General features: G+C 71.3%; 23 protein-coding genes. 6 read left to right on the forward strand and 17 right to left on the reverse strand.

Annotation, left to right across the window (positions count from 1 at the left end; genetic code table 11):
• Positions 1-52 precede the first annotated feature (52 nt).
• Positions 53-568, reverse strand: coding sequence for a DUF1269 domain-containing protein (locus AB0Q90_RS07010; RefSeq protein WP_363157976.1), 516 nt, complete (start codon positions 566-568; stop codon positions 53-55).
• Between the two features lie 209 nt (positions 569-777).
• Between AB0Q90_RS07010 and AB0Q90_RS07015 the strand changes: the two genes are divergently transcribed.
• Complete coding sequence (locus tag AB0Q90_RS07015) at positions 778-1,068, forward strand: hypothetical protein (RefSeq protein ID WP_363157977.1); 291 nt, start codon at positions 778-780, stop codon at positions 1,066-1,068.
• Between the two features lie 20 nt (positions 1,069-1,088).
• Here the strand turns inward: AB0Q90_RS07015 and AB0Q90_RS07020 are convergent, their stop codons facing one another.
• The 4 genes from AB0Q90_RS07020 to glnA all read right to left on the reverse strand — a co-directional run bounded on the left by AB0Q90_RS07020 (position 1,089) and on the right by glnA (position 4,469).
• Positions 1,089-1,676: a hypothetical protein gene (locus AB0Q90_RS07020; protein WP_363157978.1), complete on the reverse strand. Its 588-nt coding sequence runs from the start codon at positions 1,674-1,676 to the stop codon at positions 1,089-1,091.
• Between the two features lie 2 nt (positions 1,677-1,678).
• Positions 1,679-2,596: a zinc metalloprotease HtpX gene (gene htpX / locus AB0Q90_RS07025; protein ID WP_363157979.1), complete on the reverse strand. Its 918-nt coding sequence runs from the start codon at positions 2,594-2,596 to the stop codon at positions 1,679-1,681.
• A 99-nt stretch (positions 2,597-2,695) separates the two neighbouring features.
• Positions 2,696-2,959 (reverse strand): hypothetical protein, encoded by a 264-nt coding sequence (locus tag AB0Q90_RS07030; protein WP_363157980.1) that lies wholly within the window; start codon positions 2,957-2,959, stop codon positions 2,696-2,698.
• A gap of 100 nt (positions 2,960-3,059) precedes the next feature.
• Positions 3,060-4,469: a type I glutamate--ammonia ligase gene (gene glnA / locus AB0Q90_RS07035; protein WP_363157981.1), complete on the reverse strand. Its 1,410-nt coding sequence runs from the start codon at positions 4,467-4,469 to the stop codon at positions 3,060-3,062.
• Between the two features lie 198 nt (positions 4,470-4,667).
• Between glnA and AB0Q90_RS07040 the strand changes: the two genes are divergently transcribed.
• Entirely contained in the window at positions 4,668-5,135 is a 468-nt protein-coding gene (locus AB0Q90_RS07040; protein ID WP_363157982.1) for an RDD family protein, read from the forward strand.
• A gap of 72 nt (positions 5,136-5,207) precedes the next feature.
• On the opposite strand, the gene AB0Q90_RS07045 is transcribed toward AB0Q90_RS07040, so the two are convergent.
• The 4 genes from AB0Q90_RS07045 to lipB form a co-directional block, all read right to left on the reverse strand.
• Complete coding sequence (locus AB0Q90_RS07045; RefSeq protein WP_363157983.1) at positions 5,208-5,909, reverse strand: DUF4191 domain-containing protein; 702 nt, start codon at positions 5,907-5,909, stop codon at positions 5,208-5,210.
• Positions 5,910-5,956: 47 nt separating this feature from the next.
• Complete coding sequence (locus AB0Q90_RS07050; RefSeq protein WP_363157984.1) at positions 5,957-6,157, reverse strand: hypothetical protein; 201 nt, start codon at positions 6,155-6,157, stop codon at positions 5,957-5,959.
• 224 nt (positions 6,158-6,381) lie between these two features.
• Entirely contained in the window at positions 6,382-7,347 is a 966-nt protein-coding gene (lipA, locus tag AB0Q90_RS07055; RefSeq protein ID WP_363157985.1) for a lipoyl synthase, read from the reverse strand.
• 106 nt (positions 7,348-7,453) lie between these two features.
• The gene (lipB, locus tag AB0Q90_RS07060) at positions 7,454-8,251 is read right to left on the reverse strand and encodes a lipoyl(octanoyl) transferase LipB (protein WP_363157986.1); all 798 of its coding nucleotides are present in this window, start codon (positions 8,249-8,251) and stop codon (positions 7,454-7,456) included.
• 272 nt (positions 8,252-8,523) lie between these two features.
• Between lipB and AB0Q90_RS07065 the strand changes: the two genes are divergently transcribed.
• Positions 8,524-9,966, forward strand: coding sequence for a regulator (locus tag AB0Q90_RS07065; RefSeq protein ID WP_363157987.1), 1,443 nt, complete (start codon positions 8,524-8,526; stop codon positions 9,964-9,966).
• A 75-nt stretch (positions 9,967-10,041) separates the two neighbouring features.
• Here the strand turns inward: AB0Q90_RS07065 and AB0Q90_RS07070 are convergent, their stop codons facing one another.
• Complete coding sequence (locus AB0Q90_RS07070) at positions 10,042-11,361, reverse strand: NAD(P)/FAD-dependent oxidoreductase (protein ID WP_363157988.1); 1,320 nt, start codon at positions 11,359-11,361, stop codon at positions 10,042-10,044.
• Between the two features lie 173 nt (positions 11,362-11,534).
• Positions 11,535-12,431, reverse strand: coding sequence for a TIGR01777 family oxidoreductase (locus tag AB0Q90_RS07075; RefSeq protein WP_363157989.1), 897 nt, complete (start codon positions 12,429-12,431; stop codon positions 11,535-11,537).
• Positions 12,432-12,502: 71 nt separating this feature from the next.
• On the opposite strand from AB0Q90_RS07075, the gene AB0Q90_RS07080 reads away from it, so the two are divergent.
• Positions 12,503-13,012 carry an N-acetyltransferase gene (locus AB0Q90_RS07080; protein ID WP_363157990.1) on the forward strand — a complete coding sequence of 170 codons (510 nt, stop codon included), beginning with the start codon at positions 12,503-12,505 and terminating at the stop codon, positions 13,010-13,012.
• 2 nt (positions 13,013-13,014) lie between these two features.
• On the opposite strand, the gene AB0Q90_RS07085 is transcribed toward AB0Q90_RS07080, so the two are convergent.
• Entirely contained in the window at positions 13,015-14,208 is a 1,194-nt protein-coding gene (locus AB0Q90_RS07085) for a MarP family serine protease (protein ID WP_363157991.1), read from the reverse strand.
• 176 nt (positions 14,209-14,384) lie between these two features.
• Here AB0Q90_RS07085 and AB0Q90_RS07090 point away from each other — a divergent pair, with 176 nt between their 5' ends.
• Together AB0Q90_RS07090 and AB0Q90_RS07095 are read left to right on the forward strand one after the other, a co-directional pair.
• Entirely contained in the window at positions 14,385-15,221 is an 837-nt protein-coding gene (locus AB0Q90_RS07090; protein WP_363157992.1) for a peptidoglycan recognition protein, read from the forward strand.
• A gap of 89 nt (positions 15,222-15,310) precedes the next feature.
• Positions 15,311-15,502, forward strand: coding sequence for a hypothetical protein (locus AB0Q90_RS07095; RefSeq protein WP_363157993.1), 192 nt, complete (start codon positions 15,311-15,313; stop codon positions 15,500-15,502).
• On the opposite strand, the gene AB0Q90_RS07100 is transcribed toward AB0Q90_RS07095, so the two are convergent.
• The 5 genes from AB0Q90_RS07100 to sucB form a co-directional block, all read right to left on the reverse strand.
• Positions 15,469-15,987: a DUF4240 domain-containing protein gene (locus AB0Q90_RS07100; RefSeq protein WP_363158313.1), complete on the reverse strand. Its 519-nt coding sequence runs from the start codon at positions 15,985-15,987 to the stop codon at positions 15,469-15,471. The two genes, AB0Q90_RS07095 and AB0Q90_RS07100, sit on opposite strands and share 34 nt — an antisense overlap.
• A 72-nt stretch (positions 15,988-16,059) precedes the next feature.
• Positions 16,060-17,034 carry a WYL domain-containing protein gene (locus AB0Q90_RS07105; RefSeq protein WP_363157994.1) on the reverse strand — a complete coding sequence of 325 codons (975 nt, stop codon included), beginning with the start codon at positions 17,032-17,034 and terminating at the stop codon, positions 16,060-16,062.
• A gap of 56 nt (positions 17,035-17,090) precedes the next feature.
• A complete protein-coding gene (gene aceE, locus AB0Q90_RS07110) occupies positions 17,091-19,796 on the reverse strand; it encodes a pyruvate dehydrogenase (acetyl-transferring), homodimeric type (RefSeq protein WP_363157995.1) in 2,706 nt (901 codons plus the stop codon).
• Positions 19,797-20,238: 442 nt separating this feature from the next.
• Positions 20,239-20,871, reverse strand: a complete 633-nt coding sequence (locus AB0Q90_RS07115; RefSeq protein ID WP_363157996.1) for a GntR family transcriptional regulator — start codon at positions 20,869-20,871, stop codon at positions 20,239-20,241.
• A gap of 195 nt (positions 20,872-21,066) precedes the next feature.
• Complete coding sequence (sucB, locus tag AB0Q90_RS07120; protein ID WP_365732746.1) at positions 21,067-22,827, reverse strand: 2-oxoglutarate dehydrogenase, E2 component, dihydrolipoamide succinyltransferase; 1,761 nt, start codon at positions 22,825-22,827, stop codon at positions 21,067-21,069.
• Positions 22,828-22,841: the final 14 nt, after the last annotated feature.

Below are 22,841 nucleotides of genomic sequence, written 5' to 3' on the forward strand. Positions count from 1 at the left end.
AACGACGGTGGCACCGCAAGGCGCCACCGTCGTCCGGTCCGTCATCCCATCCTCACACCGCGGGCGTCTCCGCCTTCGGCTTGCGCGCCGCCGCGATGGCCTCGCGCAGATGGTCCTCGTCCGCCCTGCTCAGCGAGGTCTGCACCAACTTGCCGCCGTAGGTGGTGAGTTGCGGGATCACCTTGTCCTCGGCCGCCTTCCTGACGAGCACGAACAGCGCGGCTGCGCCCGGGCGCAGATTCTGGCTGAGGTCCTTCATGAAGTTGTCGTCGATGCCCGTGTCGGTGAACGCGCCCCCGGCCGCGCCGGCCGCCGCGCCCACCGCGGCGCCGAGCAGGGGCGCCAGGAAGAGCAGTCCGATGACACCGCCCCACAGCGCACCGCCGGCCGCTCCCACGGCCGTGTGGTTGACGGCCTGGTGCAGTTTGATTTTGCCGTCCTGGTTGCGCTCGACGACCACGGCGTCGTCCAGCTCGACCAGGTGCTCCTTGGACAGCTCGAAGAGCTTGTCGCGCACCTGGCTCGCCGTGGCGACGTCGTTGTAGGCGATGACGAAGAGATCACTCATCCGGGCACCCCTTATGCACGTGAATGTGGCTTTTGCACACGTGCTCAGACTCTAGGCCGGGAGAAAAGGGGATGCACGCCGAGTGAGCGCCTTCCTACGCTGGACACGCATTGCGGAGCTGCCCGTCCCGCTTGCCGCAGGGCAGGCGTCACCCCGGGGACTTGGGGCTACTCTCTCTCATCACCGATCCACGCCCACGGAGGCCCGTCATGGGCACCATCATTCTCTCCGGGACGGCCGTCCTGGTCGTCCTGGGATTCGGAAACAGCGTCTACTGGCTCGCCGCCGTCGCCCTGCTCTTCCTGTACCTCCAGTACGGGCGGAGCTCGTCGTCCAGGCCCTCGTCGGGTTCCGCCGGGGGGTCCTCGTCGAGTTCGATGATGCCGTCGTCGTACCAGGCCTACCGCAAGCGCCGTGAGATGCAGGCCAAGTGGGAGCGCCGCTATCGCCGCGAGCATCCCTTCGAGTCCCGTCGGCAGGAGCGTCAGCGGACCAAGTGACCTCCTGGCGGCGCCCCCGGTCACAGTCCGGGGGCGCCCCACACCGGGAACCAGCGGCCGAGGTCCTGCTCGATCCGCAGATCGTTCACCAGCGCCGCCTTCACCCGTAGCTCCAGCGCGTTGTCGCGCCGCTGTGCCTCGCCGGGCAGCGGGGCGAACGGGTAGAAGGTGCCGCGCTTGTAGAGGTAGACCAGCGCCAGCGGCCGGTCGTCGGCCGTGTGCCGGAAACCCGCCAGCGAGCACAGCAGCTGCGGGCCGAAGCCGTTGACCTCCATCGAGCTGTTCACCGCGTGCAGATCGTTGACCAGCTGCGGAAGCTGGTCGGGGGTGCGCTCGGAGACCAGCCAGGAGTAGCCGTAGTCGTCCCGGTGCAGACGGACGGGGGGCCCGTCGCGCTCGGCGTCCGCGTCGAGCAGCGCCTGCACCTCGCGGTGCGTCTGCTCGAACACCGCCCCTTCGACCGTGGCGAAGCACACCGCTCCGCTCCCGGTCGGCCGGAACCCGGCCGCCGCCTCCAGCGTCACCGCGGCCGAGGGCAGCGCGAAGAGCTGGTCGAGATCGGGCGCGACCGGTTTCGTACGGCCGAGCAGGATGTCCAGCAGCCCCATGCTCACGCCCCTCCGGGTGCCGTCGCCTCACCCAGCTCGGTGGAGATCCGCCCCAGTTGGTCGAGCCGCTGCTCCAGGCTCGGGTGGGTCGAGAAGAGCCGCGCGAGCGAGGGCTCCCGGCCCAGCGCCGGGGTGAAGTAGAAGGCGTTGAAGGCCTGCGCCGTCCGCAGGTCCTTGGTCGGGATCCGCGCGATGTCGCCGGAGACCTTGGTGAGCGCGGAGGCCAGCGCCGAGGGCCGGCCGGTGAGCAGCGCCGCGGCCCGGTCCGCCGCCAGCTCCCGGTACCGGGACAGGGCCCGGATCAACAGGAAGCTGATCGCGTACACGGCCGCCGAGACCCCCATCACCGCCATGAAGACCACGGCCGTGTTCTGGTCCCTGCGCCCGCCGCCGAACAGCTGCGAGTAGAAGGCGAACCGCACGATCAGCCCCGCGATCACCCCGAGGAACGACGCGATCGTGATCACGGCGACGTCCTTGTGCGCCACGTGCGACAGCTCGTGCGCCAGCACACCCTCCAGCTCCGCGGGCTCCAGCCGCCGCAGCAGCCCCGTCGTCACACACACCACGGCATGATCGGGATTGCGCCCGGTGGCGAACGCGTTCGGCATATCCATGTCCGACACGGCGACGACGGGCTTCGGCATGTCGGCCATGGCGCTCAGCCGGTCGACCACCCCGTGCAGCTCGGGATACTCCTCCCGCTCCACGACCCGTCCCCGCATCGCGAACAGCGCGACCCGGTCGGAGAACCAGTACTGCGCCCCGAGGAGCCCCGCCGCGACCACCACGACCAGCACCCAGGACTTCAGCAGCACGACCAAAGCGGCCACGAACACCACGTACAACAGCCCGAGCAGGAACAGCGTGATCCCCATACGGGCGGTCAGCCGCGGGTCGCTCCGGAAGCGACTGTGCATCTGCATCACCCCGCAGTCAGGCACTCGTCCCACTGCCAGTGTGCACCGCACCCCCGCCGAGCGACGGTCCCGAACGGCCCCAGGGGCGGCAAAAGGTCCCTAGTACGACGCCCGGAAATTGACGTACCCCAGCAGCACGATCACCGCCGCGACACAGCCGAGCACCACGGCCGTGGATATCCAGCCCGACCGGCGCTGCCGCCGTGCCACATGGTCGGGGTCGGCGCGGAAGGGCGCGGGGTCGGGCGGGTTCTCCTTCCAGCGGGCAGCCAGCATCCGGGCCCGCGCCGAGGGCTCCTTGTGCTCGGCGGAGTCAGCCCACTTGATGTCGAACTCCCGCTCGCCGTCGTCCCGTTCGGACATCCCCGTTGACCCTTCTCGAACAGCAGTACCCCCACGATACGACGGCGCCCCCGCCCTGAGAAACAGGAGCGGGGGCGCCGTCGGACGGTTCAGGCGTCGATCACACGTCGAAGTACAGCTCGAACTCGTGCGGGTGCGGACGCAGCTGCAGCGGAGCGATCTCGTTGGCGCGCTTGAAGTCGATCCACGTCTCGATCAGGTCCGGCGTGAAGACGTCGCCCTGGAGGAGGAACTCGTGGTCGGCCTCCAGCGAGTCGAGAACGGCCGGGAGCGAGGTCGGGACCTGCGCGACGTTCGCGTGCTCCTCGGGAGCCAGCTCGTAGAGGTCCTTGTCGATCGGCTCGGCCGGCTCGATCTTGTTCTTGATGCCGTCCAGGCCCGCGAGGAGCAGCGCCGAGAAGGCCAGGTACGGGTTGCCGGAGGAGTCGGGCGCACGGAACTCGACGCGCTTGGCCTTCGGGTTCGAGCCGGTGATCGGGATACGCATCGCGGCGGAGCGGTTGCGCTGCGAGTACACCAGGTTGATCGGGGCCTCGAAGCCGGGGACCAGACGGTGGTACGAGTTCACCGTCGGGTTGGTGAAGGCCAGCAGCGACGGGGCGTGCTTGAGGATGCCGCCGATGTAGTAGCGGGCGGTGTCCGACAGGCCCGCGTAGCCGGCCTCGTCGTAGAAGAGCGGGGAGCCGCCCTGCCACAGCGACTGGTGCACGTGCATGCCCGAGCCGTTGTCACCGAAGATCGGCTTCGGCATGAAGGTCGCGGTCTTGCCGTTGCGCCAGGCGACGTTCTTCACGATGTACTTGAAGAGCTGGAGGTCGTCGGCCGCGGCGAGCAGCGTGTTGAACTTGTAGTTGATCTCGGCCTGGCCGGCGGTGCCCACCTCGTGGTGCTGGCGCTCGACCTGGAGGCCGGACTTGGCCAGCTCCAGGGAGATCTCGGCACGCAGGTCGGCGAAGTGGTCGACCGGCGGGACCGGGAAGTAGCCGCCCTTGTAGCGGACCTTGTAACCGCGGTTGTCCTCGACCGCACCGGTGTTCCAGGCGCCCGCCTCGGAGTCGATGTGGTAGAAGGACTCGTTCTCCGAGGTCTTGAAGCGCACGCTGTCGAACACGTAGAACTCGGCCTCGGGGCCGAAGTACGCGGTGTCCGCGATACCGGTCGACGCGAGGTAGGCCTCGGCCTTCTTCGCCACGTTCCGCGGGTCACGGGAGTACTGCTCGCCGGTGATCGGGTCGTGGATGAAGAAGTTGATGTTGACCGTCTTGTCGCGGCGGAAGGGGTCGATCCGCGCGGTGGACAGGTCGGCGCGCAGCGCCATGTCGGACTCGTGGATGGCCTGGAAGCCGCGGATCGAGGAGCCGTCGAACGCGAGCTCCTCGGCCGGGTCGAAGGCCTCGGCCGGAATCGTGAAGTGCTGCATCACACCCGGCAGGTCGCAGAAACGGACGTCGATGAACTTGACGTCCTCGTCCGCGATGAACTTCTTGGCCTCGTCGGCGTTCTGGAACATCCAGCTCCTCCTACTCCCGACCGTCCGTGCCGGGGTGGTAGTTCGTTCGTGCGGCCAGTGCGGTGGCACACGCTGCACTCGACCCTAGGGACGCGTGATTTCTCGGGCGTGACCCATTTGTTTCGCACACGTTAACCGGACATCGCCCGGCGTACCCCACCTGTCCGTATCCCAAAACGGTCGCAGTACCGTGGATGCGTGGACAAGAGGCAAGCAATCGGATCCTGGCTCTCCGGCCCCCGCGCGGCCGCCGAGGAAGCCGGTGTCGACTTTGGATACCGGGGCCAACAGCTCGGCCTGCCGGAGGAGGGGCCGGGATCGATCGCCCGTCCCGGCCGCCGGTTCGGCGCCCTGGCGGTGGACTGGGGCCTGTGCCTCTTGATCGCATACGGCCTGATCACGGACAGCTATAACGAAGCGGCCCAGCTCTGGGCCCCGATCGTGCTCTTCGCGCTGATCGTCCTCACCGTCGGCACGGTCGGCTTCACCCCGGGCAAGCGGCTCTTCGGCCTGCGGGTGGTCGCCCTCGCCACCGGCCGCCCCCACCCGGTCCGGGCCCTGTTGCGCACGGTCCTGCTGTTCCTCGCCGTCCCCGCCCTGATCTGGGACCGCGACGGCCGCGGCCTGCACGACCAGCTGGCCCGCACGGTCGAGGTGCGCGTCTAGCCCGTCCACGGGAACGAGAAAGGGGGCGCCCGGAGTGTGAACTCCGGGCGCCCCCTTTCTGACGTAGGGAGGTCAGCGAGCCTTCGGCCCGCCCTTCGGCAGCTTCATGCCCTTGGGCATCGGGCCCTTCGGCAGCGGCATATTGCTCATCAGGTCGCCCAGGGCGCGCAGCCGGTCGTTGGTGGCGGTCACCTGGGGGCCGGAGAGCACGCGCGGCAGCTTCAGCATGGTCGTGCGCAGCTTCTTCAGCTCCACCTGGCCCTCGCCGACGCCGACGATCAGATCGTGCACCGGTACGTCCGCGACGATCCGGTTCATCTTCTTCTTCTCGGCGGCCAGCAGGCTCTTGACCCGGTTCGGGTTGCCCTCGGCGACCAGGACGATGCCGGCCTTGCCGACGGCCCGGTGCACCACGTCCTGGCTGCGGTTCATCGCGACCGCGGGGGTCGTCGTCCAGCCCCGGCCGATGTTGTCCAGCACGGCCGCTGCGGCGCCCGGCTGGCCCTCCATCTGCCCGAAGGCCGCCCGCTCGGCCCGGCGCCCGAACACGATCGCCGTCGCGAGGAAGGCGAGCAGGAGGCCCAGGATGCCGAGATAGATGGGGTGACCGATCAAGAAACCGATCGCGAGGAAGACACCGAAGGTGATGATGCCGACAGCCGCGAGTACAAGACCGATCTTCGTGTCGGCCCTGCGGGTCATCTTGTAGGTCAGGGCGATCTGCTTCAGTCGCCCGGGATTCGCAGCGTCCGCTGCCGTGTCCTTCCTCGCCATGCCACGAAGTCTACGTGTCCCCCGGAGTGCCGACGACGGCAGTGCCGTCAGGAGCGCGGGGTGAAGGTCTGCTCCAGGACGCGCTGGGCCTCGACCCGGTCCTTGGCCCGGCGGCGGTCCTCCATGACGGAGGTCCAGGCGTTGCGGCGGGCGGTGCGCTGGCCGCCGCTCATGAGCAGTGACTCGACGGCACGGAGTGCGTCCGTGAAGGACGGTATGGCGGTGGCGCGAACCGGCGCGGCCTGCATGGTGAGGTCCCCCCTCGAAAAGGCCTTGGCTATGGGTGTACGTGGCGTAAGTCCAGCGTCACTGATTGGTGTTACCAGGGCGTGACCGACCGGTCAAACGCCAATGAAGCCTTGATGCGTGGCCCTCACATGCTGACGCGGCCCTGACGAAGCCCTCATCAGCGAGGACGGTCAGAGCCGCGTCGAATCGGCCGTTACCGGCCAGTAGTTGCTTGTGCGCGAATTCACACAGCCTGCGAGGCGACGTACGCGCCACGCTTCTCGATCGCCATCTGGTACAGGCGCCCGGCGCGGTACGAGGAACGCACCAGCGGGCCGGACATCACGCCCGAGAAGCCGATCTGCTCGGCCTCCTCCTTCAGCTCCACGAACTCCTGCGGCTTGACCCAGCGCTCCACCGGGTGGTGGCGCACGGAGGGGCGCAGGTACTGCGTGATGGTGATCAGCTCGCAGCCGGCCTCGTGCAGCTGCTTCAGCGCCTCGCTGACCTCCTCGCGGGTCTCGCCCATGCCGAGGATCAGATTCGACTTCGTGACCAGACCGTAGTCCCGGGCCTCGGTGATGACCTTCAGGGAGCGCTCGTAGCGGAAGCCGGGGCGGATGCGCTTGAAGATGCGCGGGACCGTCTCGACGTTGTGCGCGAAGACCTCGGGGCGGGAGGCGAAGACCTCCTGGAGCAGCTCCGGGACGGCGTTGAAGTCGGGGGCGAGCAGCTCGACCTTGGTGCGGCCGCCCTCGCGCTCGGCGGTCTGCTGGTGGATCTGGCGCACGGTCTCGGCGTACAGCCAGGCGCCGCCGTCCTCCAGGTCGTCGCGGGCGACGCCGGTGATGGTGGCGTAGTTCAGGTCCATGGTGACCACGGACTCGCCGACACGGCGGGGCTCGTCGCGGTCCAGCGCCTCGGGCTTGCCGGTGTCGATCTGGCAGAAGTCACAGCGCCGGGTGCACTGGTCGCCGCCGATGAGGAACGTCGCCTCGCGGTCCTCCCAGCACTCGTAGATGTTGGGACAGCCGGCTTCCTGGCAGACCGTGTGCAGGCCCTCGCTCTTCACGAGCTTCTGCATGGCGGTGTACTCGGGACCCATTTTCGCCCGGGTCTTGATCCACTCGGGCTTGCGCTCGATGGGGGTCTGGCTGTTGCGGACCTCCAGGCGCAGCATCTTGCGTCCGTCGGGTGCGACTGCGGACACGACCGGCTCCCTGTAACTTCGATTCTTCGGCGTACACCAGAGTACGCCCGTGGTTGTGCGGTCCCCCGGTCAGGCCAACCTGTGGCCCCCAGGGTCCATTCCCTGCCTAGGCCGACGCCTTCTCGATCTCCCGGGGCTTCAGCTCCGCGTTCTCCAGTACGTCCCTCAGGTGCCGCTCGACCACCGGCAGCACCTCGTCGATCGTGACGTCCCGGCCGAGCTCGTCGGCGAGCGAGGCGACGCCCGCGTCGCGGATGCCGCAGGGGATGATCCTGTCGAACCACTTGTTGTCCGGGTTCACGTTGAACGAGAAGCCGTGCATGGTCACGCCCTTGGCCACCCGGATCCCGATCGCCGCGATCTTGCGGTCCTCGCGACGCTGGCCCGCGTTGGACGGGGCGTACTCGGGGCCGTTCAGGCGCGGGTCGAACTCGTCGTCGTGCAGCCTGGGGTCGAAGTCGAGGGAGAGTCCACCGATGGCGGGGCGCTGCTCGACCGGGTCGCCGAGCACCCACACACCGCTGCGGCCCTCCACGCGGGTGGCCTCCAGGCCGAACTCCGCACACGTGCGGATCAGGGCCTCCTCCAGGCGGCGGACGTGCGCCACGACGTCCACCGGACGCGGCAGCTTCTGGATGGGGTAGCCCACCAGCTGCCCCGGCCCGTGCCAGGTGATCTTGCCGCCGCGGTCCACGTCGATGACCGGGGTGCCGTCGAGCGGCCGTTCGCTCTCCGCGGTGCGCCGGCCGGCGGTGTAGACCGGCGGGTGCTCAAGGAGCAGCACGGTGTCGGGGATCTCGTCGGCGAACCGCGCCGAGTGCACCCGGCGCTGCTCGTCCCAGGCCTCCTGGTACTCGACGGCGTCCGCACCGAAACCCATACGGACGAACCGCAACTCACTCACGGCAAGCGCCTCCCTGCACGTCGTAAGGCACGAATGGTGCCTACGCCACTGTACGACCGGCCGCCGCGGACCAGGTCGGCCAGCCCCGCGTCAGCCCCGCAGGGCGATCCTCACACGATCGGATGAATGGACGTGGAAGTGTGCGATCGGGTGCTTACGCTCCGCTACATTCGCGCCGTTCACGAGGCCAAAAGGGCTGCTCACAGGCAATCCGGGCACCGCAGGCCACCAAGGCCTCTCGGGGGCCCGAAAGGCAGGAGACCGCACCGCAGATGACGGAACGACCCGCGCAGCGCACTCCCAACCGCCAGCTCGCCGCGCTCATCGCAGAAGCGGGGTTCTCCAACGCGGGACTCGCCCGTCGAGTGGACCAGCTCGGTCTCGAACACGGGCTGGACCTCAGATACGACAAGACATCCGTGACCCGGTGGCTGCGCGGGCAGCAGCCCCGCGGCACCACCCCCGCCCTCATCGCCGAGGTCTTCACCCGCCGCCTCGGCCGTCGGCTCACCGCCCAGGACCTCGGTCTCGACGCCTGCGCGCCCGTCTACGCGGGCCTGGAGTTCGCCGCCACCCCGGAGGAGGCCGTCGACATCATCAGCGGCCTGTGGCGCAAGGACTCCGGCAGCCATGCCGAACTCCGCAAGATCGCGTTCACCCCGGCCGGACTCGTCGTGCCCAGCCGCGACTGGCTGATCGGCCGTGCCGACGACAAGGTCGCCCGCGGCGGCGAGGCGGCCCCCGTCCGGGTCCCCGTCCAGGGCCGCCCGGGGGTGCCCCGCCAGCGCGGCCAGGCCGAGCGTGGCCCCGGCCAGAAGGTCACCGGCGGGGACATCGCCGCACTCCGCTCGGTCGCCGAACTCTTCCGCACCCTCGACAACATGTACGGCGGCGGGCACGCCCGGCAGGCCCTCGTGCGCTACCTGGAGCACGAGTGCGAGCCGATGCTGCGCGGCACCTACGGCGAACAGACCGGCCGCCGGCTGTTCGCCGCCGCCGCCGACCTGACCCGGCTCGCGGGCTGGACGTCGTACGACATCGCCGCGCACGGGCTCGCGCAGCGGTACTACGTCCAGTCGCTGCGGCTGGCGCAGGCGGCGGGGGACCGGCCCTACGGCTCGTACGTGCTGGTCACCATGAGCCGGCAGGCGGTCTACCTCGGGCACGGGCGGGAGGCCGTACAGCTGGCGCGGGTGGCGCAGCAGGGCGTCGGGACCAACGCCCCGCCCGTCGTCCAGGCGCTGCTGCACGCGGCCGAGGCGCGCGGGCACGGGGTGCTGGGGGAGGTGCGCGCCTGCACGGCCTCCCTGGTCCGCGCCGAGCGCGCGCTCGAAGCGGCCCGGCCCGGCGACGAGGCGCCGCACTGGGCGCGCTTCTTCGACGAGGCGCAGCTCGCCGACGAGTTCGGGCACTGCCATCGCGACCTTCAGCAGTTCCGGGCCGCCGTGCAGCATGCGGAGCGGTCGCTGCAACTGCGTGCGCCCGCGTTCGCCCGCAGCCGGCTGTTCTGCCGGGTGGTCCTGGCCTCCGCCCGACTCGGTCTCGGCGAACTCGACCAGGCCTGCGCGCTGGGCGCGGAGGCGGCGGGCGCTGCCGCGGAGATGCGGTCGGTGCGGGCGGTCGAGTACGTCAAGGACTTCGAGCGGAGGCTGGAGCCGTACAAGGATGCTGCGCCGGTCAGGGGGTATCGCGACAAGGTCGCGGCGTTGGGGTAGCGGCTGACCGGTTGTTTGCCGTGTGCGGGCCGGTGGGGGCTTGTCGCGCAGTTCCCCGCGCCCCTAAGGGCGCTCTCATGCGGCCCGGGGTAGCGGGTCCGCCCTGTGCAGCGAACCCGTCGTTCCCAGGTCCGTCAGGAGTGCCTCCGACGCCCGCTGTCCCGAGTGCAGGGCGCCCTGGACCGTGCTCGTGTCCCGGTGGTCGCCGCACACGTACAGGCCCGCCATGAGCCTCACCGGGCGGTGCAGGTCGTGCGGTGCGCGCATGGCCGGGACGGCCTCCGCGGTGTGGTGGACGGTGAGGGTCTCCCAGCGGGCGGTGGAGGTGCCGTACAGGCGGGCCAGGTGGGCGCGGACGGCTGTGTCGAGGTCGGGCGGGGGCGTGCCCAGCACCGTGGAGGAGATCAGGGCGCGGCCGGCGGGGGCGCGGGTCGGGTCGACGGAGCTGATCACCGCCGTGTGCGCGACCGGTCCGCCCCGGTCCGCGTCCAGCAGCAGCGCGGCGCCGGTCGCGGGCGGCTCGTCCGTCGTGTGGTGCACCACCGTCACCGGGTGGAAGTCCGGCACGCGCAGTCCGGGCAGCAGCCCGGCGGCGGTGCGCGCGTCGGTGGCCAGCAGGACGGCACGGCAGGGGAGTTCGCCGTGCTCGGCCGTGGTGACCGAGGTCGTGGAGACCGAGGTGACCCGCACCCCGGTGTGCACCGTGCCGGGCGGCAGCGAGCGCGCGAGCAGCTCCGGCAGGACCTCGGCGCCGCCCTCCGGCAGGCACAGCCGCCCGTTCGCGAAGGCGTGCAGCGCGAGGTCGGCGCACCGGCTGGACGTCGTCAGGTCCGGGTCGCACAGCAGGGCCGCCAGCAGGGGGCGCAGAAAGCCGTCGATCGTGCGGGCGGGTGTGCCGCGGGCCGCGAGGGCATGGCCGGCGGAGGACTCGGGGCGGGCCAGCAGCCGTTCGACGGGCGTGCCCGCGAACCGGGCGAGCTCGGCGCGCAGCCGGACCGTGCCGAGTTCTCCGGGTGTCCCCGGGAAGCGGGGGGCGCTCGCCAGGGCGCGCACCGCGTGGAGTGCGCCTCTTGCGCTCCTGGGGGCCGCCGGAGTGCTCACCTGGTGACGGCGGCCGTCGCTGTGCAGCAGCACCCCCGGCGCGAACGTACGCAGTTCGAGCGCGTCCAGCCAGGGTGCCAGGCGTAGTTGGGGATACGCCGTGGACAGCAACTGCCCGATGCGGTCGAGCCGGAAGCCGTCGACCTTCTCGGTCGACATCCGGCCGCCCACCCCATGGGCGGCCTCCAGGACTGCGGTCCTCACTCCTGCGCTGGTCAACCGATGCGCTGCGGAGAGTCCGGCAACCCCGGCTCCCACGACGACGACATCCGCCTGATACGCGGGCTCAAGCACGTGCCCCTCCTCGACGTAGCGCGGCCGGTGGAGACGTCATGCCCCCAACTGGCTCCGGGGATACCCGAGTTCGCGTCGAGGTTAGGCCCGTGATCGGTCAAGGTCAGTCGCGCATCGACAGGGCACGGTCGCACGGCGGTCGCATACGAACAGGAGGGGAGGTCCGTACGGCATCACAGTGCGGACCGGACCGCCCCCTCGATGTCCGGGAACGTGAAGGTGAACCCCGACTCCAACAGCCGCTTGGGCACCACCCGTTGGCTGCCCAGCACATCCCCGGCCAGCTCGCCCAGCACCGCCCGCAGCACCGGCGCCGGGACGGTGAACAGCGTCGGCCGGTGCAGCACCCGCCCCATCGCAGCGGTGATCTCACGGTTCGTCAGCGGGGTCGGCGCGGTGACGTTGAACGGCCCCGACAGACCGTCGGTCTCCAGCAGATGCCGGACGGCGGCCACCTCGTCGTACAACGAGACGAACGACCAGTACTGCCGCCCGTCGCCCAGCCGCCCGCCCAGCCCCGCCTTGAACAGCGGGAACAGCCGGCCCCAGGCGCCGCCCCGGCGCGCCACCACCAGCCCGGTCCGCGCCAGCACCGTCCGCACGCCCGCCTCCTGCGCGGGCGCGGCGGCCGCCTCCCACTCCACGCACAGCTCGGGCAGGAAACCCCGCCCGGCGGGGGTGTCCTCGTCGACGATCCGGTCGCCGGTCTCGCCGTAGTAGCCGATCGCGCTGCCGTTGACGAAGACGCGCGGCGGCTCGTCCAGGGACGCCACCGCCTCGGCGAGCGCGGCCGTGCCCAGCACCCGGCTGCTCCGGATCCGCGTCTTGTAGGCGTCGGTCCAGCGCCGCAGGCCGATGCCCGCCCCCGCCAGGTTGACCACCGCGTCGCACCCGGCGAGCCCGGCCGTGTCGACGTACTTGCCCTCGGGGTCCCACCGGACCTCGTCCTTCGACCGCGGCGCGCGCCGGACCAGCCGCACGATCTCGTGCCCGTCCGCCCGGAGGGACCGCACCAGCGCGCCGCCGACCAGACCGGACGCGCCCGCCACCGCGATTCTTGAAGGTTCCATGACTTCATCATGCCCCGGGGACTCGTAAATGCCTGGTCAGTCCCCCCTGCCGCCGCCGTAAGGTGTCCGCCATGTCCGCCGTGCCTGAGTACCACCAGCCCCCGCACATACGCACCGCCCTCCCCGGCGACGAGGAGGCGCTGGCCCTCCTGGACCGTGTCACCTGGTCCACCCTGCACGCCGTCACGCCCCCGCCGCAGCCGCCGTACGGCTCCTTCTTCGACGAGCGCCACGTCCCCGACGACTATCTCGTCGCCGAGCTCGACCGCCGCGTCGTCGGATACATCCGGCTGGGCTTCCCCACCCCCCTCGCCTCGAACGCGCATGTGCGCCAGATCCAGGGGCTCGCCGTCGCCGACGAGGCCCGGGGGCGCGGAGTGGGGCGCGCGCTCGTCCGCGGCGCCGTCGAGGAGGCCCGCCGCCGCGGCGCCCGCCGCATCACCCTGCGCGTCCTCGGCCACAACACCCCGGCCCGCAAGCTGTACGAGGCCGAGGGCTTCGTGGTCGAAGGGGTGCTGCCGGAGGAGTTCCTCCTGGACGGGGCCTACGTCGACGACGTCGTCATGGGGCGCGGCCTGTAGGGCTACGACGTGACCGGCTCGCCCGTGTCCACCGGCGCCGTCGCCCCCGCCGCCCGCTCGGCCTCCTCGGCGACCTCGGCCGCGGTCAGCACATAGCCGGTCTCGGCGTCCGAGGTGGAGCGGGCGAACACCACGCCGTACACCCGGCCGTCGGTGGTCAGCAGCGGGCCGCCGGAGTTGCCGGGGCGGACGGTGGAGCGGATCGAGTAGATCTCGCGGGTGACGGTCCCGTCGTTGTAGATGTTCTGGCCCGTCGCCCGCAACCGGCTCGCCACGGTGGCCGCCTGGAGGTTCAGCGCGCCGTCCTGCGGATAACCGGCGACGACCGCGGCGTCACCGCGGGCCGCGTCGTCGTCCCACTTCAGCACCGGCGCGCTCAGCTCGGGCACGTACAGCACCGCCACGTCCTTGTCCGGGTCGAAGAGCACCACCCGCGAGGCGTACGCCTGCCCGACCCCGCCGACCCGCACGCTCGGCTCGTCGATGCCGGCCACCACATGGGCGTTGGTCATCACATGCCGCGGCGCGTACACGAAGCCGCTGCCCTCGCGGCCCTGGGTGCCCGCGATGCCCTCGATCTTCACCGTGCTCAGCTTGGCGGCGTTCGTGGCGGCCGCGGTGACGCTGTCCCCGGTGGGTCTGGCGACCTCGGCCGTCGACTCGTTCTCGAACGGGTTGAAGACCTGCGGGAAGCCCGCCTCGGCCAGCGCGGAGGTGGCCCGCGAGAACCAGGCCGGGGTGGTGTCCGGCATCGCGTCCTGCACGGTCCCCAGCAGCCGCGAGTCCCGGATCGCGGAGGTGAGCAGCGGCGAGGAGGACGCGGCCAGCACACTCGCCGCCACCCAGGCCACGATCAGCACCGCCACCGAGTTGGCCACCGCCCCGCCGACCCCGTCGGCCACCCTGAGCGGACCGAGACTGGCACGGCCCAGCTCCCGGCGCAGCCGCAGCGCCAGCCGCCCCGCCAGCTCGTGGCCCACCGCCGCCGGTACCAGCACCGTCAGCACCGCGGTCACCGTCGCCGTCGTCGTCCCCGGCGTCACCAGGCCCATCACCCACGGCAGGACCCACACACCGACGACCGCGCCGCCCACGAAACCCGCCAGCGACACGCATCCGGCGACCAGACCGCGCCGGTAGCCGGACGCCGCGTAGGCCGCGATCGCCAGCAGGAGCAGGATGTCGAGCAGGTCCACGCCGGCCGCCTTTCTCTCGGGCCCTCCAGTACGCACGGGACGCGCCCGGTGATCAGCCGGCACACCCTTGCACGCGCGCGTGTACACCCCGGAAAACGTCACGGAACAGGACGATGGTTCCACCGGGTGGCACAGCACACATCGCGGGCGGAACGGATCCGGCCGACAGTGGGACCATGCGTGTCTTCCGAAGGGTCATGCGAAGGGCGCGGGAGGCGCGAGGCCGCCGCGCCCCCCGAATACCGGGCGCCCCCCGAATACCGGGCGCCGCCCTGGTCCTGATGGGCTGCCTGCCCGGTGCCGCCGCCGTCGTCGCGCTGGGGCTGTGCGCCAGCGGCGTGGAGCGCACCGCCGCGACGGCCGCCCGGCCCCTCGCGGCCCGCCCCGCGGCCGTCCACTCCGCGTCCCGCCCGCACATAGTGCCGCGCTCGGTCTGGCTGGACGACGCCACCCGGCACGACCAGCCACCGCCGCGCTACGACGACAAGGTAGTCGCCGTCTTCGTCCACCACACCGACTCGCCCAACGGCTACGACTGCGCCGACGCGCCCCGCATCATCCGCTACCTGTACGCGGGCCAGACCGGCCCCCGCGACTGGGACGACATCGGCTACAACTTCCTCGTCGACCGCTGCGGCACCATCTACGAGGGCCGCGCGGGCGGCGTCGACCGGCCCGTCACCGGAGCCCACACCCAGGGCTTCAACCACCGCACCGCCGGCATCGCCGCCCTCGGCACCTTCACCGCCGGCGCCGAGGTGCCGCGGGCCATGACCGACGCGATCGCCGCGCTGGCCGCCTGGAAGCTGGGCCTTTCCGGCACCGACCCGCGCGCGAAGGTCCCCCTGGTCTCCAGCAACAGCCTCAGCCGGTACCCCTCCGGCACCACCGTCACCCTGCCCGCGCTCGCCGGACACGACGAGGGCTACATGACCAGCTGCCCCGGCGCCGCCCTCAGCGCCCGCCTGCCCCAGATCCGGGAGCGCGCGGCCCGCTTCCAGGGCCGCCCCTGAGGCTCACAGGATCACCACAGCGGACCCGCAGGCCGCTCAGAACCCGCCGCCCTACCGTCGTCCTCACAAGCCGACCGGAGGTGGGGATCATGAGCAGCAGCAGTACTCGTGCATGGACGGTGGTCTGTGCGGTCGCGGCCGTCGTCCTGGGACCGGCCGCCGTCACGGCGTCCGCGCTCGACCAGGCCAACAAGGCACCGCTGTACCACGGGGTGAAGGCCGACCAGGCGCAGGCCTACCTCCCGGCTCAGCCCCGGAACCGCTCCCAGAGCTTGGGATAGCGCGCGGACAGCACCCGCTCGCTCTCGAAGTCGAGCGGCGTGCCCTCCGGTTCCGCGGACGCGGGCGGAATGCCGAGATCGGGAGCCACGACACCGGTGAGCTGTTCATACGCTTCGTCGGCCGCGTACCCGAGCTCCTCGCCGTCGCCGTCGATCTCCTCGTCGAACTCGTCCAGGAGATCGCCCAGCGAATCGGGATCGTGGACGCCGCCCTCGTACACCTCCCGGCCCTGGCCGATCAGCCAGCACCGGAAGAAGTCGAACGCGTCGTCGCTCGCCCCGTCGAGCAGCACCCAGGCGGCGCCCCACAAATCCCAGGTGTACGCGCGGTTGTAGCGGGCCTCGAAGTGACGTGCGAAGTCCAGGACCGACTCCGGGTCCAGCGACAGGAGCCGCTCGACCAGCAGGTCGGCCTGCTCCTCGGGATCGCCCTCGGCGGCCTCACGGGCGGCGTCCACGAGCTCCCAGAACTCCGTCTCGTCCATCACGGGTCCAGCATCGGCCCTGGACGGGTGGGGCGCACGTGGAGTGAGGCGGATTGTTATCGGAGGGACCGCTCACGGCCGGTACAGCGCCGCCAGTCGTGCCGCGTCGCTCGCGAAACGGGCCCGCAGGCTCTCCGGCGCCAGCACCTCGGCCTCGGGGCCCAGCGCCGCGAGCTGACTGTGGGCGACCTCCTCGGACTCCACGGGAAGCGTCACCGTCACCCACCCGTCGTCGCCCGCCTCACCCGCCGCCGCCAGCGCCTCACGGGCGGCCTGCGGATCGACGGTGTACGGCAGCCGGCGCACACCGGTCCCGGACAGCCGTACGACGACCTCGGCGTGCAGGATGGAGCGCGCGAACTGCTCGGCCCGCTCGTCCCAGAAGGCCGGCAGGGCGAACTCCCCGTCCCGCTCGAAGCGTTCCTCGCCGGCCTCCACGGCCGTGAACCGCTCGATGCGGTAGACCCGGTACGTCCCGTGCCCGGCGACCCGCGCGCACAGGTACCAGACGCCCGCCTTCAGCACGAGCCCGTACGGCTCCAGATCCCGCCGCACCTCGCCCTCCCCGCGCCGGTACACCGCGGTGATCCGCCGGTCGTCCCACACGGCGTCCGCCACGGCGGACAGCAGCTCGGGCGTCTTCGGCTCCTTGAACCAGTCCGGCGCGTCCAGATGGAACCGCTGCCCCGCCGTCCGCGAGGCGTCCCGCAACGACGGCAGCAGCGCCGCGGACACCTTCAGCCGCGCCGCCGAGGCGACGTCCTCAAGACCCATCTCCCGCAGCGCCCCCGGCACACCGCTCAGGAACAGCGCCTCGGCCTCACCGCGCGCCAGCCCGGTCAGCCGCGTCCGGTACCCGCCGATGAGCCGGTACCCGCCGGCCCGCCCCCGGTCCGCGTACACCGGAACGCCCGCCTCGGACAAGGCCTGCGCGTCCCGGGTGACGGTCCGCTCGGACACCTCCAGCTCCCGCGCGAGTTCGGCGGCGGTCATGGAGGGCCGGGACTGGAGCAGCAGGACCATCTTGATGAGCCGGGCAGCGCGCATACGGCCATCATGCAGGAAGGCCCCCACCGAAGTGGGGGCCTTCCTGACGACCTGTCTTACAGGCCGTACTTCTCGCGCGCTTCCTTCACCGCGGTCGCCTTGACCTCACCGCGCCTGGCCAGCTGGGCCAGGGCCGCCACGACGATCGACTCGGCGTCGACACCGAAGTGGCGGCGGGCCGCCTCGCGGGTGTCCGACAGACCGAAGCCGTCGGCGCCCAGCGACGACCAGTCCTGCTCGACCCACTGCGCGATCTGGTCCGGGACCTGACGCATGTAGTCGGAGACCGCCAGCACCGGCCCGTCGGCACCCTGCAGCGCCTGACGCACGTACGGCACCCGCTCCTCGCCCCGCAGCAGCGCCGCGTCCGCCTCCAGGGCGTCACGCCGCAGCTCGGTCCAGGACGTCGCCGACCACACGTCGGCGGCCACGCCCCACTCCTCGGCGAGCATGCGCTGCGCCTTGAGCGTCCAGTGGATCGCCGTGCCGGAGCCCAGCAGCTGGATGCGCGGGGCGTTGGCGGCGGCCACGTCCACGCCCGCCGACTCCGCCGTGTTGAAGCGGTACAGGCCCTTGACGATGCCCTCGTCGATCCCGAGACCGGACGGCTTGGCCGGCTGCGGCAGCGGCTCGTTGTAGACCGTCAGGTAGTAGAAGACGTTCGGGTCCTCGCCCGGCGCGGCCTCGCCGTACATCCGGCGCAGACCGTCCTTGACGATGGCGGCGACCTCGTACGCGAACGCCGGGTCGTAGGTCAGCGCGGCCGGGTTGGTCGCGGCGATGACGGGGGAGTGGCCGTCGGCGTGCTGCAGGCCCTCACCGGTCAGCGTCGTACGACCGGCCGTCGCGCCGACCAGGAAGCCGCGGCCGAGCTGGTCGCCGAGCTGCCACATCTGGTCGGCCGTGCGCTGCCAGCCGAACATCGAGTAGAAGATGTAGAACGGGATCATCGTCTCGCCGTGCGTGGAGTACGCGGTGGACGCGGCGATGAAGTCGGCCATCGAACCGGCCTCGGTGATCCCCTCGTTGAGGATCTGGCCGTTCTTGGCCTCCTTGTAGTACATCAGCTGGTCGCGGTCGACCGGCTCGTACGTCTGGCCCTTGGGCGAGTAGATGCCCAGCGACGGGAAGAGCGACTCCATGCCGAAGGTGCGCGCCTCGTCGGGGACGATCGGCACCCAGCGCTTGCCCGTCTCCTTGTCGCGGACCAGGTCCTTGACGAGCCGGACGAAGGCCATGGTGGTCGCCACGTTCTGCGAGCCGGAGCCCTTGTCGAAGGAGGCGAAGGCCTTCTCGGCGGGGGTCGGCAGCGGCGCGAGGGCGTGCGTACGACGGGCCGGGGCGGGGCCGCCGAGGGCCGCGCGGCGCTCCTGGAGGTAGCGGACCTCGGGGGAGTCGGCGCCCGGGTGGCCGTAGGGGACCTGACCGTCGACGAAGTCGCTGTCCTTGATGGGCAGCTCAAGAAGATCACGCATCGTCTTGAACTCGTCCACCGTCAGCTTCTTCATCTGGTGGTTGGCGTTCTTCGACGCGAAGCCCTCGCCGAGGGTGTGGCCCTTGACCGTCTGGGCCAGGATCACGGTGGGCGCGCCCTTGTGGTCCAGGGCCGCCTTGTACGCGGCGTAGACCTTGCGGGCCTCGTGGCCGCCGCGGGAGAGGTGGAAGACCTCAAGGATCTTGTCGTCGCTCAGCAGCTTCGCCATCTCGACGAGCGCTGGGTCGGAGCCGAAGAAGTCCTGGCGGATGTAGGCGGCGTCGCGGGTCTGGTACGTCTGGACCTGCGCGTCGGGTACCTCGCGCAGTCGGCGTACCAGCGCGCCCGTGGTGTCGAGCCGGAACAGCTCGTCCCAGGCCGAGCCCCACAGCGTCTTGACGACGTTCCAGCCGGCGCCGCGGAACTGGGCCTCCAGCTCCTGCACGATCTTGAAGTTGGCGCGGACCGGACCGTCGAGGCGCTGCAGGTTGCAGTTGATGACGAAGGTGAGGTTGTCCAGCTCCTCGCGGGCGGCGAGCGCGAGGGCCGCCGTCGACTCGGGCTCGTCCATCTCGCCGTCGCCGAGGAACGCCCACACGTGGGAGGCGGAGACGTCCTTGATGCCGCGGTTGGTCAGGTAGCGGTTGAAGCGCGCCTGGTAGATCGCGGAGAGCGGACCGAGACCCATGGAGACGGTCGGGAACTCCCACAGCCAGGGCAGCCGGCGCGGGTGCGGGTACGACGGGAGGCCGTTGCCGCCCGACTCCTGGCGGAAGTTGTCCAGGTGGGACTCGTTCAGCCGGCCGTCGAGGAAGGCGCGGGCGTAGATGCCGGGGGAGGCGTGGCCCTGGATGTAGAGCTGGTCGCCGGACCCGTCGGCCTCCTTGCCCCGGAAGAAGTGGTTGAAGCCGGTCTCGTACAGCCACGCGGCGGAGGCGAAGGTGGCGATGTGGCCGCCGACGCCGTACTTCGAACCGCGGGTCACCATGGCGGCCGCGTTCCAGCGGTTCCAGGCGGTGATCCGGTGCTCCATCTCCTCGTCACCGGGAACGGCGGGCTCCGCGGCGGTGGGGATGGTGTTGACGTAGTCCGTCTCAAGGAGCTTGGGCAGCGCGATGCCGGTGCCCTCCGCGCGCTCCAGCGTGCGGCGCATCAGATAAGCCGCACGGTGCGGGCCGGCAGCCTTGGCGACCGCGTCCAGGGAGGCCTGCCATTCGGCGGTCTCCTCCGGGTCCCGGTCGTGGAGCTGGTCGAGCTCGCTCGGCTGGATGGCGTTGGGGTCGGTCATGTCGCCGCCTTCCTCAGTCGAAGGGGGTTCCCTCATCGGTAAGGGTTCGGGGGTGCCCTTGGTCTTTGGCAGGACAGGGCATGGGGCTTGGGTGGCAAGCCCGTCGGCGACTGTAACTCCCTGATCGATGATCGATCAAAGGGTTGAGGGTGAAAACCTCTTGATCACGAAAAAGTCGGCACGGGGTGCCTCCGGCGGTGGCACGGGGTGACCTCGCGGACGCCGGTTTTTGCAGGTGGGACGGCGTTTGAGCGGGGGTGGGACACAGATGAGCCGCGTTCGGCTGCGGGCCGGTGGGGGCTGGTCGCGCAGTTCCCCGCGCCCCTGAGGGGGCGATGCCGTGAGCCGTTGATCCGCGGGCAGTCGTGCCGCCTGGGGCGGCACGGGTGGGCGCGGCGGCACCCCGCTAGCGCCGGGCTGCGCGCCCCCCCGACGCCGCCGCCTACTCGCCTTCGTGGCGCGGGGCGCAGCCCAGTACGTGTGCCTTGACCAGCTCCGCAATACGAGGGTCACGGCGCCGGAACGCCTGCACCAACTCCTCGTGCTCCTCCGCGTACGACTGCTGCACCGTCCCCAGCCACCGGATCGACAGCGCGGTGAACACCTCGATCCCCAGCCCCTCCCAGGTGTGCAGCAGCACCGAGTTCCCGGCCGCCCGCACCAGCTCCCGGTGGAAGCCCACCGTGTGCCGCACCTGCGCCGTTCCGTCCGCCTTGCGGTCGGCCTCGTACAGCGCGGCGACATGCGGCTCCAGCGCCGAGCAGTCCTCCGCCAGCCGCTCGGCCGCCAGCTCCGCCGCGATGGCCTCCAGACCGGCCCGGACGGGGTAGCTCTCCTCCAGGTCGGCGGCGGTCAGATTCCGCACTCGTACGCCCTTGTTGGGCGCCGACTCGATCAGCCGCAGCGACTCCAGCTCGCGCAGCGCCTCCCGCACCGGCGTCTGCGAGACCTCCAGCTCGGTCGCGATCCGCCGCTCGACGATCCGCTCGCCCGGCTGCCAGCGTCCGCTGATGATCCCTTCCAGGATGTGCTCGCGGATCTGTTCGCGCAGCGAGTGGACGACGGGCGCGGTCATGAGGGCTCCTTAAGGAGGGGCGGCGCATCGGCCCCGGAGGCGTTTGACGTTTAGACAATAAGGCCGCAGGGGCGTCCCGGCGGGGCGCACAGGGGCGCTTTCATGCAGGTGAGACGAGACTTACACGCGGATACGGCGGTGCCCCCGCCCGGAGCAGCTCCGAACGGGGGCACCGACGCGTTGTGCCGGGAGGCGTCAGAGGCCGAGCTCGACCTCGAACTCGCCCGCCTCCAGGATCGCCTTGACCGCGGTCAGGTAACGGGCCGCGTCGGCGCCGTCCACCAGACGGTGGTCGTAGGACAGGGTCAGGTACGTCATGTCGCGGACGCCGATGACCGTGCCCTCCTCCGTCTCGATGACGGCCGGGCGCTTGACGGTGGCGCCGATGCCGAGGATCGCGACCTGGCCCGGCGGCACGATGATCGTGTCGAAGAGCGCACCGCGCGAACCGGTGTTGGAGATGGTGAAGGTCGCGCCCGACAGCTCGTCCGGCGTGATCTTGCTGGCCCGGACCTTGCCCGCCAGGTCGGCGGTGGCCTTGGCGATACCGGCGAGGTTGAGGTCACCGGCGTTCTTGATGACCGGGGTCATCAGGCCCTTCTCGGAGTCCACCGCGATACCGATGTTCTCGGTGTCGAAGTAGGTGATGGTCCCCTCGGCCTCGTTGATCTTGGCGTTGACGGGCGCGTGCGCCTTCAGCGCCTGGGCCGCGGCCTTGACGAAGAACGGCATCGGGGAGAGCTTGACGCCCTCACGAGCCGCGAACGCGTCCTTGGCACGGGCGCGCAGCTTCATCAGACGCGTGACGTCGACCTCGACGACCGACGACAGCTGGGCCTGCTCGTGCAGCGCCTTGACCATGTTGTCGCCGATGACCTTGCGGATGCGCGGCATCTTGACGGTCTGGCCACGGAGGGGGGAGGCCTCCAGGGTCGGCGCCTTCTTGGCGGCCGGGGCGGCGGCAGCGGCCGGAGCCGGAGCAGCGGCGGCGGCCTTCGCGGCCTCGGCGGCGGCGAGGACGTCCTGCTTGCGGATACGGCCGCCGACGCCGGTGCCCTTGACGGTGGCCATGTCGACGCCGTTCTCGGCGGCGAGCTTGCGCACCAGCGGGGTGACGTAGGCGCCGTCGTCACCGGCGGGCGCGGCCGGAGCCGGAGCAGCCGGGGCAACGGGGGCCGGGGTGACCGGAGCCGGAGCGACCGGCGCGGGAGCCGGGGCCACGGGCTGGACCGGAGCCGGAGCCGGAGCCGGAGCGGCCGGGGCGGCCGGAGCCACGGGGGCCGGGGCGGCAACCGGAGCCGGGGTGGCCGGGGCGGCAACCGGAGCGGCAGCGGCACCCGGGGCGCCGATGACGGCCAGCTTGGCGCCGACCTCGGCCGTCTCGTCCTCGCCGACCACGATCTCCAGGAGCACGCCGGAGGCGGGCGCCGGGATCTCGGTGTCGACCTTGTCGGTGGAGACCTCAAGCAGGGGCTCGTCGGCCTCGACGCTGTCACCGACCGACTTCAGCCAGCGGGTGACGGTGCCCTCGGTGACGGACTCGCCCAGGGCGGGCAGGACCACGTCGGTGCCCTCGGCGGCGCCACCGGCCGGAGCGGCGGGGGTGGCCGGGGCCTCGGGGGCCGGGGCCGGGGCGGCGGGGGCCTCGGCCACGGGGGCCGGGGCCGGAGCCGGGGCCGGCTCGGCGGCCGGGGCGGGGGCGGCAGCGGGCGCGCCCGTGCCGTCGTCGATGATGGCCAGCTCGGCGCCGACCTCGACGGTCTCGTCCTCGGCGACCTTGATGGAGGCAAGAATGCCCGCGGCGGGGGCCGGGATCTCGGTGTCGACCTTGTCGGTCGACACCTCAAGCAGCGGCTCGTCGGCCTCGACGCGCTCGCCCTCGGCCTTCAGCCAGCGGGTGACAGTGCCCTCGGTGACGCTCTCGCCGAGCGCCGGAAGGGTTACGGAAACCGCCATGGTTTCGGTTGCTC

Source organism: Streptomyces sp. NPDC079141 (assembly GCF_040686775.1).
Lineage (GTDB): Bacteria > Actinomycetota > Actinomycetes > Streptomycetales > Streptomycetaceae > Streptomyces.